The sequence below is a fragment of the Paenibacillus sp. LjRoot56 genome (genome assembly GCF_964253335.1).
Classification (GTDB): domain Bacteria; phylum Bacillota; class Bacilli; order Paenibacillales; family NBRC-103111; genus Paenibacillus_E; species Paenibacillus_E allorhizoplanae.
In genome coordinates this window covers 440,108-453,598 of sequence record NZ_CAXURV020000004.1, presented here as the reverse complement: position 1 = coordinate 453,598, position 13,491 = coordinate 440,108, and the positions used below count along the sequence as shown (strand labels likewise).

At 43.7% G+C, this 13,491-nt stretch carries 15 protein-coding genes; 12 read left to right on the top strand and 3 right to left on the bottom strand.

Annotated features, from left to right (window positions below):
* Positions 1-193 precede the first annotated feature (193 nt).
* Positions 194-1,099 (bottom strand): YitT family protein, encoded by a 906-nt coding sequence (locus ACSQ8O_RS27815; protein ID WP_436244332.1) that lies wholly within the window; start codon positions 1,097-1,099, stop codon positions 194-196.
* Between the two features lie 39 nt (positions 1,100-1,138).
* Positions 1,139-1,501: a hypothetical protein gene (locus ACSQ8O_RS27810; protein WP_436244331.1), complete on the bottom strand. Its 363-nt coding sequence runs from the start codon at positions 1,499-1,501 to the stop codon at positions 1,139-1,141.
* 178 nt (positions 1,502-1,679) lie between these two features.
* Here ACSQ8O_RS27810 and ACSQ8O_RS27805 point away from each other — a divergent pair, with 178 nt between their 5' ends.
* The 6 genes from ACSQ8O_RS27805 (at position 1,680) to ACSQ8O_RS27780 (ending at position 6,574) form a co-directional block, all read left to right on the top strand.
* The gene (locus ACSQ8O_RS27805; RefSeq protein ID WP_436244330.1) at positions 1,680-2,729 is read left to right on the top strand and encodes a YheC/YheD family protein; all 1,050 of its coding nucleotides are present in this window, start codon (positions 1,680-1,682) and stop codon (positions 2,727-2,729) included.
* Positions 2,730-2,785: 56 nt separating this feature from the next.
* Complete coding sequence (locus tag ACSQ8O_RS27800) at positions 2,786-2,977, top strand: hypothetical protein (RefSeq protein ID WP_436244329.1); 192 nt, start codon at positions 2,786-2,788, stop codon at positions 2,975-2,977.
* A gap of 228 nt (positions 2,978-3,205) precedes the next feature.
* The gene (locus ACSQ8O_RS27795; protein ID WP_056621264.1) at positions 3,206-3,514 is read left to right on the top strand and encodes a hypothetical protein; all 309 of its coding nucleotides are present in this window, start codon (positions 3,206-3,208) and stop codon (positions 3,512-3,514) included.
* Between the two features lie 15 nt (positions 3,515-3,529).
* Positions 3,530-4,009, top strand: coding sequence for a hypothetical protein (locus ACSQ8O_RS27790; protein ID WP_436244328.1), 480 nt, complete (start codon positions 3,530-3,532; stop codon positions 4,007-4,009).
* 399 nt (positions 4,010-4,408) lie between these two features.
* Entirely contained in the window at positions 4,409-5,170 is a 762-nt protein-coding gene (hisA, locus tag ACSQ8O_RS27785) for a phosphoribosylformimino-5-aminoimidazole carboxamide ribotide isomerase (RefSeq protein ID WP_436244327.1), read from the top strand.
* A 30-nt stretch (positions 5,171-5,200) separates the two neighbouring features.
* Positions 5,201-6,574, top strand: coding sequence for a PDZ domain-containing protein (locus tag ACSQ8O_RS27780; protein ID WP_436244326.1), 1,374 nt, complete (start codon positions 5,201-5,203; stop codon positions 6,572-6,574).
* A gap of 10 nt (positions 6,575-6,584) precedes the next feature.
* On the opposite strand, the gene ACSQ8O_RS27775 is transcribed toward ACSQ8O_RS27780, so the two are convergent.
* Positions 6,585-7,463 carry an alpha/beta fold hydrolase gene (locus ACSQ8O_RS27775; RefSeq protein ID WP_436244325.1) on the bottom strand — a complete coding sequence of 293 codons (879 nt, stop codon included), beginning with the start codon at positions 7,461-7,463 and terminating at the stop codon, positions 6,585-6,587.
* 93 nt (positions 7,464-7,556) lie between these two features.
* On the opposite strand from ACSQ8O_RS27775, the gene ACSQ8O_RS27770 reads away from it, so the two are divergent.
* The 6 genes from ACSQ8O_RS27770 (at position 7,557) to ACSQ8O_RS27745 (ending at position 13,454) form a co-directional block, all read left to right on the top strand.
* Positions 7,557-9,110, top strand: coding sequence for a tetratricopeptide repeat protein (locus ACSQ8O_RS27770; protein WP_436244324.1), 1,554 nt, complete (start codon positions 7,557-7,559; stop codon positions 9,108-9,110).
* 103 nt (positions 9,111-9,213) lie between these two features.
* Complete coding sequence (locus ACSQ8O_RS27765) at positions 9,214-10,119, top strand: S-layer homology domain-containing protein (protein WP_436244323.1); 906 nt, start codon at positions 9,214-9,216, stop codon at positions 10,117-10,119.
* Between the two features lie 133 nt (positions 10,120-10,252).
* Positions 10,253-10,429 carry a hypothetical protein gene (locus tag ACSQ8O_RS27760; protein WP_164483576.1) on the top strand — a complete coding sequence of 59 codons (177 nt, stop codon included), beginning with the start codon at positions 10,253-10,255 and terminating at the stop codon, positions 10,427-10,429.
* A 91-nt stretch (positions 10,430-10,520) separates the two neighbouring features.
* Entirely contained in the window at positions 10,521-11,303 is a 783-nt protein-coding gene (locus tag ACSQ8O_RS27755) for an alpha/beta fold hydrolase (protein ID WP_436244322.1), read from the top strand.
* Between the two features lie 220 nt (positions 11,304-11,523).
* Entirely contained in the window at positions 11,524-12,432 is a 909-nt protein-coding gene (locus tag ACSQ8O_RS27750) for a Gfo/Idh/MocA family protein (protein ID WP_436244321.1), read from the top strand.
* Between the two features lie 38 nt (positions 12,433-12,470).
* Positions 12,471-13,454 carry a Gfo/Idh/MocA family protein gene (locus ACSQ8O_RS27745; protein ID WP_436244320.1) on the top strand — a complete coding sequence of 328 codons (984 nt, stop codon included), beginning with the start codon at positions 12,471-12,473 and terminating at the stop codon, positions 13,452-13,454.
* The last annotated feature ends 37 nt before the right edge of the window (positions 13,455-13,491 follow it).

Here is a 13,491-nt window from a genome sequence, read left to right as displayed (position 1 = left end):
CGTTTTTAAAGAGATCGAGGCTAATTAGCTACATGAAATCCAGTTAATTGTTGTTTTCGCAAGATATGCGTGAAATTAGCTGTATGAAATCTAGTTATCACAATGACGGGCATCTAGAGGTGGTGCTCAAAGGTTTACGATCTGATTAGATGTTATTCGCCAACGCTAGGCACGACTAGCAGAGAATCTCCGATTAATGAATATCTTTCTTCTTAAACCTTCCACCCTTAACATCATGGATATTCCCGATGGCCAGAAAGGCTTTGGGATCCAAGTCGTCGACAATGGATTTGAGCTTCGCTTCTTCGAGTCGAGTAATGACGCTGAAGATGACATTTTTATCATCACCCGTAAAAGCGCCTTCGCCTTTGAGGTACGTGACGCCACGACCTAGCCGATTCGTAATCGAATCCCCAATTTTCACATATTCATCGCTGATAATCCAAACCGATTTGGATTGATCAAGACCTTCAATCGTGATATCAATCATTTTATAAGCAATAAAATAGGCAATCAGAGAATACATCGCACGATCCCAACCGAAGACAAAGCCTGCGCTGGCAAGAATGAACAAATTGAAGAACATGACAATTTCGCCTACCGAGAAGGCACTCTTTTTGCTAAATAAAATAGCTACAATTTCCGTGCCGTCTAGCGATCCACCTGATCGAATAACGAGCCCGACGCCAATCCCAAGGATAATCCCGCCGAATACAGCAGCTAACAAAGGATCCATGGTGATGGCTTTAACAGGGTGAAGTAAGGATGTGCCAATCGACATGACAATAACCGAGAAGGTTGTTGATATAGCAAAGGTTTTGCCAATTTGCTTATATCCGAGTAAGACGAAAGGTAGGTTGAGCAGAACTAGAAATATACCGAGTGGGAAGCCAGATAAATGTGATGCAATGATGGAAATCCCTACAATACCACCATCAATTATATGATTTGGAACTAAGAAAATTTCTAATCCAATGGATACGAGCGCGGCACCAATGATCATAAAAAAGATTCTGCGTGCAAATTTCAATCGTGTCAATTTTTGATGTTGTGCATGTGCATGTGCTTGAGCTTGAGCTTGAGCTTGTGAATTAGCCATGAAAGTTTCCCCTTTTCCTCAATCATTCAATTTCGTTTCTTATGAATAAGAAGGAATGAAGCCCGCATAACGTGAGGTGAATTTGAGGAAAGCAAGTAGGATAACTTTCAGTTTTTTCCAAATTAAATGTGTCAAAAAAACGATGAATACAACAAAAACGGTCATTTCATAGTGCTTGTGAAACTGGTCATGTAAGTGAATTTTATTTTCGTAGACATGAATGAATTCCTTAGAAGGCGGTTGCTGTTGACTAGTCAAGACCTGAGTGGTATTGGCTGAAATGAGAACATCGGTATCGGCTGCAGCATGATTGGATATTGGGGGTGTTAATGGGAAGACGAAAAGTCCAAGAATCAGCCAGACCATGATTGTCCAACAGCATCTGCGTGTTAAAGGGTTCACAACCATCCCCTCCAGACAATATGAATCCAAATTTGCTTGAATTGTAGCACTTCATTTCTAATGAGTCAAACTCCGAGTGTAATAAACCTGTTGTCTCGATTTCCTTCGTTGGATTTGGACCATTTATGCCTATTGTGCATACTATAGTAGGATGAACCCAAGCAGGAGAGGTGTAATTGTGAGTAATGTGATCGGCATACTCCTAGATCGTAAAACCTATCTCGGCATCCTTCGGAATCAAACTGGATATGAGCATATCGACTACTATAATCAAGCGGCAGTTGAACTTGGAATGACGCCTTTCTACATGTGCTTAAAGCATGTAAATACAAAGTCAGCGCTAGGCTTGAGTTTTGAGAATAAGAATTATACATTAAAACGTTTGCCGATCCCAAAGGTTATTCACAATCGAGCGATGACGCTTTCCCCAACGTCGCAAAAGAAATTAAAAGCCTTAGCCAAGATAAGCCAAGTTTTTAATGGTCAAAATAGACATGATAAGCTTCATATTCATCGATTGTTGCGTGCGAGTGCGAATAGCTCTGCATTTCTTCCTCATGCCATGAAGTATTCACGTGAAAATCTGATAAAAGCGATGAACCGAGAGGACTCTTTTTTTGTAAAGCCTACCAATAGCTCAGTGGGGAAAGGGATAATTAAGGTTAATGCGATGTCAGATGGGGTATGGCAAGTCTGGTGGAGTAATCAATTACCGAGACAGCTTGTCGAACAGCAAACGATTGATTTTATAGATAGGAAAGTCAATGACCAACGCTATTTGATTCAAGAAACGATTCCACTTTCGATGTATGAAGGACGCCCTTATGACTTAAGGGTATCGGTACAACGTGGTGATAAAGGACAATGGGGAGTTACGGGGATTGCCGGGAAGGTCGCTGCTGATGGCCGCCATGTCACGAATTTGGCAAAGGGCGGAGAGGCTGTTCGTTGTGAAAAGTTGTTCCTAAACAATGGCTTTGACCCTGTGGTAAAAAGAAAACAGGTAGAAGAAGCAGCGCTTCAAATCGCAGAAAGCTTGAGTTTGCAAATTCCATCGATCTCGGATGTGGGAATGGATATGGGGATTGATCATCAAGGTGCGATATGGCTAATCGAAGTGAATGGCCGAGATCAGCGATATCAATATAAACATTTGAATTTAAACAAGACTTTTTATCGTACTTATGAAACACCGATGCTTTATGCCAAATATCTATTGAGCAAATGAGTTTAATTAGACGCAAATCATATAGTAAACCTGCGTGGAAAAGGTGGAGTGAGGATGTGAGTGAGCGTGTTCTCGTCATTAAAATGAATTTATTACCATGGTATAACGAGCTTGACGATCGTTTGGAAGTGTATCATCCAACCTTTCCCGAAGCTGTTCGTCAACGGATCCAAACGTTTGGTGAATTTCGAATCATCTCGATTAATCGCCTTCAGACTCGAATAAGGCGAATTCCAGAAAAAGCTTAGTGCCATTTATGCGTAGAAATTAGGTAAATGTGGCATAATTAGTATAGAAGCAATACCCGTAGAGGCAGGGAAATACCTGCTTCTTTTTGTGTACAGAAAATGAATTTGGCTTTTGTGTTGCTTCATACCCCTATAAACAAGTAAAATAGAAGTGAAGCATTATTCGTTCGATGTAGGCTTTTACCCACAAGCAAATACAGGGTGTACAGGAAAAGGGGACATTTAAAGGTGAACGTTCATTTAAATTTTACAAACAAGGGCAAAGTGGTAATCGAAAATTTCAATAATGAGGAGCTCATTGAAATTTTTAGTCGTTATATTAACACGTTAACGAAGAAGTACGCAGTTGATATTACGGTGCCTGCTGAAGCAAATCAGAATATCGTCCAAGATGGTTCATTTAAAGTTGTTCTTTCGAATGTACAATGTGATGTTGAGACATTTTTCAAAGAGCTCGGGAGAGATATTAAAGTACCTCTGAAGAAGAGAGCGGACGGTAAGCTTGAGAACGTGTTTAAAATTCAAGTGATTGATTAAGTTACGGGGGCTTGTATGCTTAGTTTAGACGAAAAGTTAGCAATAGCAACATCCTTCCCGGAACTTGCGCGTAAGGATGTTTCACTGGGACGAATTAATTTTCATTATCTAGAAAGTGATTATGAGAAGACGACAGTTCTTTATCATCTTCACCCGAATGGAAATGGATTCGTGTATGCCGAATACATCCCAGGTTGTACGGTGGATGCCAAAGGTTTAATTAACATTCGGGACTATAGTGAAGACGAGCTTCGTGAGATCATTGCGAAGTCGATTCAGTCTTTAACTCGCGGCGGTAGTCCTAAGATTTCGAAGGTCGAAGAAGTCCAAGCCCCTCAAGAAGAGATTTGGGTGGATGAAGATGGCAACACGCTGAGTGTAACTTTCGTGGAAGATTTATGGTATATCTACGCAGGAGAAAACCTCGATTGTGCCTTTGAAACGTATGAAGAAGTACAAGAGTATTTGGAAGAAGAAGGCTTCAATAAGAAGTAACAGTACATGAGAGCCCTCCTTGGAGGGCTTTTTTTTGTGATTTAGTGCGCAAGGCAGCGAATCCGCGGAATACCGCACGTTAGCGCACAAAAATTGTGCGCAAGGCAGCGAATCCGCGGTCCACCGCACGCTAGCGCACAAAAATTGTGCGCAAGGCAAGTGGTGCCGCGGGCTGCTGCACGCTAGCGCACAAAAATTGTGCGCAAGGCAGCGAATCCGCGGAATACCGCACGTTAGCGCACAAAAATTGTGCGCAAGGTCAGCGAAGCCGCGGGCCACCGCACGCTAGCGTACTTCAGGTTGCTTCGAAACTCGTACCCAGTATAAGCAACTTTTTTATGGTATAATACATGGAAAATCGTTCAAGTACTACGAATGTCAAAGGGGAAACATAACGTCATGAAATTTAGACCATGTATCGATCTACATAACGGAAAAGTGAAACAAATTGTCGGTGAAACCTTGGGAAGCGAAGGGCAAGCTGTTGTTGAGAATTTCGTGTCTTCGTATGACTCCACCTATTATGCGAATATGTTCAAAAGAGATCGTTTAACCGGCGGGCATGTAATCATGCTTGGCGAAGGAAACAAGGAAGAGGCAATAAAAGCACTTGCCGCGTATCCTAGGGGTCTACAAATTGGCGGCGGCATTCATGCGGAGAATGCTAGCTTTTACCTAGAGCAAGGGGCATCACATGTCATTGTAACGTCGTATATTTTCCGCGATGGACAGCTGAATATGGATAATCTAACACGGATCGTTGAAGCGATTGGTAAAGATAAATTAGTTATTGATCTTAGCTGCAAAGAAAAAGATGGCAAGTGGTATGTGGCAACGAATCAATGGAAACAGTTAAGTGATGTGGAATTGAATCAAGAGACGATACGGTTCTTTGAGCAGTATTGCGATGAATTCCTGATACATGCGGTTGATGTGGAAGGGAAGCAGAGTGGCATTCAACAAAGTCTCGTAAGTTCTTTGGCTAAGTGGGTTACAATTCCAACTACGTATGCAGGTGGTGCTAGATCGTTTGAGGATTTGGCGTTATTTAGACAGCTATCCCAAGGGAAATTGGATATTACGGTAGGCAGTGCCCTTGATATTTTCGGTGGAAAACTCTCGTATGATGAAGTTGTGGAGCAGTTAAGCAACCCATTGTAGCGTTAGTTTTTCGCAAAAAGGATGTGTGCGATGGCACTTTGGCACAAGCTGTATGTATGGGGAATTGGTATGATCCTCCTGTTAATAATGATTGGCGAGCTGGTCTGGCTGCCAGATCCTTTAAGATGGGGGACTCGCTTTTATTGGATAGATCTTATTGATGGGCTGATTTATGCAATTGCCATTGTTCCTTTGATCTGGATGGGTGCTGCACTCTTGCATCTTTCACAGTCGCAAACACGGAGGATGAAAGTATTTCGCGGCTTAATTGCCTTCGTATGTTTACTAAGTGTTTTTATTGTGGTTTCCATACCCAAAAAGCTGGAGTTCTCTGCTTCCGCAATGATTCTTAGTTTGTTACTTATCGCAACGGATATCGTCCTGCATGAAAGGAAGAAACGCAAGGTGCCACACCAGAGTATAATCGTTTTTGGTGTGACACTCAGCCTCTTGCTTGTAATGCTATGGCCAACCCAATATTTGGTGACATATCCAGGTATTACACTCAATATGAACCGATATGCGCAAGCCGAAGGCGGCTCCAAGCATGGCGATATTTCGGGTGTTCTTATTTTCGAACGTCCAGCATTTCCAATGGACTGGTTGTATGCGAAGCTTTTTAAAGATTACACCTTTGAAAAGATAGAAACGTTAGGAATGTCGCTCGGCGAATATAATCAGGAAGTTCGTACGATGAAGGAAGATGCGAATGCCGCGGGGAGTGCAATTGCTTTCCAGAAAGTGGGGATTGGCAAAGGCATTCTATCTGAAGGCGTTCGGATTACGGCCGTTTTGCAAAATACGAAAGCATCTGAGGTGCTGCAGCCAAGCGATGTCATAATAGCACTGAATGGTCAGCCGATTACCATGACTCAGGAACTTAGTGAGCGAATGCAGTTGATAAAACCAGGCGAATCGATTCGATTGACTGTGTTACGGAATAAAGTGAAAGTCGAGTTGACAGTAGCCACGCGTGCTAGTACAGATGATCCCGCTCGTGCATCCATCGGAATTATGATTGCGAATGAACTCCGCTATGATATCCCTGATCTTGTGACCTATCATAGCTATTTGTTGCACGAAGGTGGACCCTCCCATGGGGCGATGCTGGCTTTAACGTTAATTGATCAGCTAACACCTTGCGGTGTGACGTATGGTCATCATGTCGCAGGGACTGGGACGATTGAACCGGATGGCTCCGTTGGGCCTGTTGGCGGGCTTATTCAGAAAGCCTATACCGTGAGCCGTACGAATGCGGATGTGTTTTTCGTTCCTGTATCTAATGAAGCAGATGCGAGAAAAGGTGCTGGAGATCTTCGTATCGTCCCCGTGCGAACGCTAGACGAAATATTGAATTGGTTAAAAGCTAATCCCAAAGCTGGCGCACCCGCTTGTTCATCCTAATACGGTCGAGTTAGTCTCGAGCCGCTTCGTATAGCTTACTGGCTACCAGCTTGGGTTCATAATGCGCAGTCGTCATGTGATCACCATGGAGTTGTATGAATCGGAAAAGGCCGAGCCTGCTTGACATGTGAGGATGCCACCCATAGTTGGGGTTGCCAAATGGGATCACATTATCTTCCATGAGGTGTACGTAGCTTTTGGGAATTGGAAGGCTATAAAATTTCTTCAGGTCTAATTTCTCAAATAACGGACCTACCGGTTCGGGGAAAGCTTTTTTGTAGATCTGTTGTGCTTGGCTAAGACTGGCCAGATTGGTGAAGGCTTCTCTAAAAAAATCAAAAGGCAGTGTAATCGTATTGTTTTTGGAGCTTGCGGCTAGCTGCTTAAATTGTTCAACGACTTGAGGTGGCAACTCATCAGCAAGCATTTCGCCATCTTTGAGGACAAAAGCGTTGAGAAAAACGAGTCGCTTCAAGCGATCGGGGACTAGCTCCGCTACTTTTTGGATCACCGATCCTCCAAAACTATGGCCAACAAGGACGACGTTATGCAACTTATGTGAGATGATGAAATCCGCGACTGATTTGCTTATCATCCCATGGGTCACATTTTTATTGGGGTCAGCACCGTGTCCTGGAAATTCAGGGACGAAGACGGTATGGCCTTTTTTACTTAGCTCAGCCGCAACGCCTGCCCAGAAACTGGCATCTGCCCATGAACCATGGACAAGGACGAACGTAAGTGGCTGCTCTTTGGCACGATAAGAGGAATCTTCCTCTTGGCTCCAAGGGGTTGGCATATAGGGCCAGTTCGTAGGCATGGGATTGGATGAGTAAGGGAATGGCCATGAGGGGCCAGGATTCTGATAATGCTCGTTCAAATAAGTCATTGTGGTCTTCCTCTCGCGTAGTGATATATTACTATATGCCCAGATGACATTTGTGCGATTGGAAATTGAAGTAGAAGGGAATTGGAACTCAGAATGACGCAAATGGAGCATAAAATGTACCGATTCAGTGAAGCACCTATTTGGGAGTTGCAACGTGCCTATTACGAGGAACAGGGGATTACGGCTTGGCAGAGCGGAGAAGTGCCGCAATACATAACCAGCAATCGGGTAATGGCCATTTCTTATGCGGAAATGTTATTTGGTTTCTTGCAGGATCGAGCTAGAATGGGACAGCTGACAGCGAATGTAACGATCCTCGAACTTGGAGCAGGTTCAGGTCAATTTGCTTTCTATGTGCTGCAAGAGTTAACGAGGCTTACGCAAATGGCTAGCATACCACTGCCCCCGTTTCAATATGTGATGAGCGATTTTGCTGAGAAAAATATAGCGTTCTGGCGGCAGCATACTTGCTTAACACCATTTGTGGAGCAAGGCGTGTTGGACTTTGCGAAATTCGACGCGGTACAGGATAGAGAAATTTATTTACAGCATGCCGGTGAACACATTAGATCGGGTGATCTGGCGCAGCCATTAGTCATTTTGGCGAATTATTTTTTTGACAGCTTGCCACAGGAATTAATTTATGTCGAAGACAAACAGGTGTATGATTGCCGGATTTCATTGCAATTTCCAGAAGGTGCAGATAAGCTGAGTATTTCCCAGCAGTTGAAAGAGGTTGTAGGGAGCTATCATTATCAACGGGAACACATGTATGATGACAAGTCCTACCCTTATCGTGAGCTATTAGATGTGTATCGTCAGCATATTTCTGATTCACACATTCTTTTGCCTGAAGTAAGCTTGGCATGTTTACATCGATTGAAAGACTTATCTCAGGAAGGTTTCCTACTGCTCACTGCCGATAAAGGAGATCATCGCTTAGAAAGCTGGGAATATAACGAACCTCCGAAACTCATACATCATGGAAGCATCTCATTAACGGCTAATTATCATGCGATTAGCTATGTGTGCGAAGCGCAGGGAGCCCAAGTACTATTCACGAAGCATCCCTATACCTACTTAAACATCGGTTGTATGCTCAATCTTTCTGAACCTAACGAGTATGGTCTAACAAGATTAGCGTATGATAGGTTTGTGGAGCGATTTGGTCCTGATGATTTTTTTAATCTAAAGGAAGCATTCGACTCTCAATTGGAGCAGAAGACGATGCCTCAGCTCTTGGCCTTGTGGCGCTTGAGCGGCTACGATACTCAGTTTCTACTACCCTCTACGAAACGTCTGATTGACCTGATTCCTGATGGTAAGGACCATGAATGGATCTCACTTCAGCAAGGAATTGGTCACATGTGGGCACATTATTATCCAATGGATGGTAACACGGATGTTGCCCTCGCTTGTGGGATTCTCTTGTATCAAATGGACATGTATCAGGACGCAATCCCATACTTCGAACGTACACAGCCAAAGCTTGCGAATGATGCGACTGTCCTCTATGAGATGGCGGTGTGTTACTACGAGTTGGGACAAGATGATGCGGCTAAGCGGTATGTAGATCGTACGCTTTCGCAATCCCCAGAGCATGAGGAAGCGATTGCCTTACAGGAGTTATTAATTTCATTGCGTTAACAAAATGACATAAGCTGCAACAATCTATGTGCTCCTGACGTTAGGAAAGTATCCATAACCTATAAGGTGCTAAATACAAACCGAAAATGAGAGGAGCACTAGCATGAAAAAAATAGCAGCATTAAGTTTAACCATTCTGTTGGGCAGTAGTTTGACATTTGGTTCCGCATACGCGTTCTCAGACTTAGAAGAGGGACAAGCAACTGCAGTACTAGCGCTGAAAGATCGAGGAATTGTGAGTGGTTTTGATAACGAGCATTTTGTGCCGAGGGGTAAAATCAGCTATGCACAAAGCGTCCAAATGATCGTCAAAGGTCTGGACCTTAACTTGGATCATTTGCGATTCATTAAGCAACCCTTAGCATCTGATAGTTATTCGAATATCCCGAATGATGCTTGGTATGCGGATGCGTTCATTATTGCGCATTACCACAACCTGGACATACCAAAGGATGTGAATCCGAATGCCACGATCACACGCGAACAATTCGGGAATCTATTGGTTAAAGCACTTGAAACCAAGGGGCAATTTCCACTGGTGAAAATGTATATCCCAATCAAAGATGAAGATCAGCTTAACGTGGATTATCAAGGCACCATACAAAGATTATTGCTGTATAAAATTACGGCTCTGGATGGGAATGGCAAATTCAATCCCAAAAGTGAGCTGACCAGAGGAGAAGCCGCGACATGGCTGTACAATGCCATTCGTGTGCTAGAGGCGCATGTGCAGAAACCACCACAAGTAGAAGAAGTAACAGTATCGGTTGAAAAAGTGAACGATGATGTGAACAAAGTGACACTTTCCAGAGGTATCAAGCCGAATCCTGGCTATGGCATTAGCATCGATAGCATCCAGTTTGAGTCGGGTGGCCAAGCGATCGTGAAGTATTCGTTGATAGAGCCACAACCTGACATGATGTATGCACAAGTTATGACGGAAGCAAAGGCAGAGACTTATGTATCTTCGAAGTATACCGTGAAAGCCGAAGCTAGCGAACTGAAATAATAGGTTGAAATGCTGCTACCCGATGTGGGTGGCGGCATTTTTTTGTGCTTTTAACCCCCTGTATTCGAACTGTGCAAGCTCGTACTCTCTCACATAGGATATAGCATCCTTTAATAGACGGGTGGTGAGAGATATGAAAACAATCAACTATTACACGTTAGCATTAGGTTTATTAGGTGCGGCCAAATTGATTTTGGATGCATTTGGTATGAATATCATTACAGATGAGACAGCAAATGCCATTGCCAATGGTGTTGCTGCTTTGTTGTCTGTCATTGGTGTCTATACAAACCATCAAAAAGTGGAATAATGCTATGCACGTCTAAACCCATTGACACCGATATTTGCCTAGTTGAATATCGTATTGGACAGAAGTGATTTCCATAACGGAGGCGTCAAACGTGGGATACTATGTTCAAGTAGAAAATGGTGTGAAATTATTTATCGAAGATGTGAATCCTAAAGGGACGAAGACCATCCTGTTTATTCATGGGTGGCCTTTGTCACATACACAATTTGAGTATCAGTTTAATGTACTCCCAGGATTGGGGTATCGCTGTATTGGTATGGATTGGCGTGGATTCGGACAATCGGATAAACCGATGGATGGCTATACGTACGATCGCCTTGCAGATGACTTGTATGCTGTGATTCAGTCGTTAAAGCTGGAAGGTATTACACTTGCAGGACATTCAACAGGCGGCGCGATCGCGATCCGATATATGGCCAGATATCACGGCCATGGTGTAGCGAAGCTTGTTCTGATTGATGCGGCGGCACCAACGGGCTTTACGAACGAAACCGCAGCAAAGTTTTTGCATGAGAATGCCAATGATCGTCCCAAAATGCTGCAAAATGTAACGGACTCGTTCTTTTTTCAGTATATTACGGAGCGATTCTCGGATTGGTTTTTTCAAATGGGCCTACAAGCAGCCAGCTGGTCCACAGCAGCAGTCATTCGATTGCTGAGAGATGAGAACGTGGCATCTGATCTAAGTCGAATTGAAGCGCCTACCTTAATTGTTCACGGTATACATGACAAAGTGATTCCCTACCAACAAGCGGTCGAGATGAATAAACGAATTCCAAATTCGCAGCTTATCCCGTTTCATTACAGCGGGCATGGCGGATTCTGGGAGGAAAGAGATCGTTTTAATTATGTACTTACACAGTTTATTGGTTAATGCTGTGAGTGATCTTCAATGGAATATGAGGTATAGCTTCCCTAATGGGAGGCTTATTTTATTTCATGCTAAAGCTTTACGTGAGACACCTTTATAGACTATTAAAAGACTTGTCTCTTATGTGGAAGTTCATTATGATGATAGTGAAGGGATCTTGGGTAAAGCGGATCACAAATTATAGTACAAATTCATTTAAACTGTCTTGGAGGTTGTTCCATTTATGAATCAGTCTACATTTCGAATTGGTATCATTGGCATTGATTCCTCGCATGCACCTACATTTACACAATTGTTAAACGATAAGGATCATCCTTTTCATGTTGCTGGAGGTAAGGTCACCATTGCTTATCCTGGTGGTTCTCCGGATTTTGAGATGAGTTATTCCCGGATTGAAGGGTTTACTGCTCAACTTCGCGAACGAGGAGTGGAAATCGTTGACTCACCTGAAGAAGTAGCAGCGAATTGCGATGGCATTCTGATGACATCGGTGGATGGTCGTATTCATTTGGAACAGTTCCGCCGTGTAGCGTCCTATCGTCGGCCTATTTTTATTGATAAACCAATGACCGTTTCGTCAGTCGAAGCTAGTGAAATTTTCACGATCGCGCAAGAGAATAACATTCCTATTATGAGTTGCTCCTCGTTAAGATACGCAGAGGAATTGACGATAGCACTAGAAGCATCAGATACTAGTGCTAACGTAATCGGGATGGACTGTTACGGCCCTATGGCGTTACAACCAACACAGCCTGGGCTGTTTTGGTACGGTGTGCATACGGTTGAAATGCTTTTTAGAGTACTTGGTAAGGGCTGTCTCCACGTGACTGCCACTACAACTGAAGATCATGATCTGATAACTGGCGTATGGGACAATGGCGTTATTGGTACCATCCGTGGCAATCGAAAGGGCAACGGGCAATTTGGTGCGCTTCTACATCGAGAATCACATACGCAATTTGTCGATGTAAACAAACATCCGAAGCCTTATTATGCGAGTCTCTTGGAGAAAATTATGACGATGTTTGTGAGTGCAACTCCGGATATCGATGGGGAAGAGACAATACAAATCATTCGTTTTATGGAAGCAGCTAATGAGAGTCGAGAAACAGGACTTACAGTGAACTTATAGGTGTGAATGCGTAGGAGTCCAAGGAGAGGATTACAACGATGGAAAAAGCAGAATTAAAGGTAGCTGTCCTGGGAGCAGGGGCTATTGCTGGTCAACATTTTGATGCGATTCGTCGTACGGACGGGTTTGTAGCTTGTGCTGTTGCGGATATTCAACTGGAGAGAGCCCAAGCTATTGCTGAAACCTATGGGATTGCGGCCTACAGTGATTATCAAGAGCTGATTCGGCAAGAACGACCGGATGTTGTGGTCATTGCGTTGCCACATTTTCTACATAGAGAAACAGCTATTTTCGCAGCTGAGAATGGGTGTCATTTGATGCTGGAGAAGCCAATGGCCTTGAACGTTGCTGAATGTGATGACATTATGGAAGCAGCGAGCAAAGCGGATATTCGTATCTTAATTGGGCATACCCAGCATTATATGGCAGAGAATATTCATGCAAAGCGGATCATAGAAAGTGGCGAACTAGGTGAGATTGTCATGATCAACGATGTCAGGCATTTGAATTACTTCCAAGACACAAGGCCGCAGTGGTTTCTAGAAAAAGATAAATCAGGTGGCGGAATACTTGCCAATCTAGGTACGCACTCTATCGATAAGATTCAATGGTTGATGGACAGTTCTGTCCGTAAAGTGAGCGCCGCAGTGAGTCATCATGGCAAACGAGGAAATGTAGAGGGAAGCGGCATCATCTATATGGAGCTAGCTTCAGGTCTGCCTGCGTCAATTGCACAGTCCGGTTATCCAGGGGCTACTCGGAACGAAACAGAGATCATTGGCACATTAGGGATGCTGAAGCTGGTTACAGGCGTAAGTTTATGGATCAGTCGTGGAGGCGCTTATGAACAGGTCGATGTGCCATCGATGGATACGCCATTCGAGCTGCAGTATAAGGATCTATTGAGCGCAATTGAGGCGAAAAGTGAAACGAGTTGTCCACCCGAATATGCGCGAGGTGTCATAGCCGCGCTTGAGGCTGTATACAGATCTGCCGAGACAGGTGTGGAACAATTTCTATAGGGTGAATTGAGAAATAGCTGGGAAACTTCCAGCTATT

What these genes read in the sequence shown, in the direction of transcription:
- ACSQ8O_RS27815 (WP_436244332.1), bottom strand. Translation starts at nt 1,099, where the DNA reads ATGGCTAATTCACAAGCTCAAGCTCAAGCTCAAGCACATGCACATGCA.
- ACSQ8O_RS27790 (WP_436244328.1), top strand. Translation starts at nt 3,530, where the DNA reads ATGCTTAGTTTAGACGAAAAGTTAGCAATAGCAACATCCTTCCCGGAA.
- hisA (WP_436244327.1), top strand. Translation starts at nt 4,409, where the DNA reads ATGAAATTTAGACCATGTATCGATCTACATAACGGAAAAGTGAAACAA.
- ACSQ8O_RS27780 (WP_436244326.1), top strand. Translation starts at nt 5,201, where the DNA reads ATGGCACTTTGGCACAAGCTGTATGTATGGGGAATTGGTATGATCCTC.
- ACSQ8O_RS27775 (WP_436244325.1), bottom strand. Translation starts at nt 7,463, where the DNA reads ATGACTTATTTGAACGAGCATTATCAGAATCCTGGCCCCTCATGGCCA.
- ACSQ8O_RS27770 (WP_436244324.1), top strand. Translation starts at nt 7,557, where the DNA reads ATGACGCAAATGGAGCATAAAATGTACCGATTCAGTGAAGCACCTATT.
- ACSQ8O_RS27765 (WP_436244323.1), top strand. Translation starts at nt 9,214, where the DNA reads ATGAAAAAAATAGCAGCATTAAGTTTAACCATTCTGTTGGGCAGTAGT.
- ACSQ8O_RS27760 (WP_164483576.1), top strand. Translation starts at nt 10,253, where the DNA reads ATGAAAACAATCAACTATTACACGTTAGCATTAGGTTTATTAGGTGCG.
- ACSQ8O_RS27750 (WP_436244321.1), top strand. Translation starts at nt 11,524, where the DNA reads ATGAATCAGTCTACATTTCGAATTGGTATCATTGGCATTGATTCCTCG.
- ACSQ8O_RS27745 (WP_436244320.1), top strand. Translation starts at nt 12,471, where the DNA reads ATGGAAAAAGCAGAATTAAAGGTAGCTGTCCTGGGAGCAGGGGCTATT.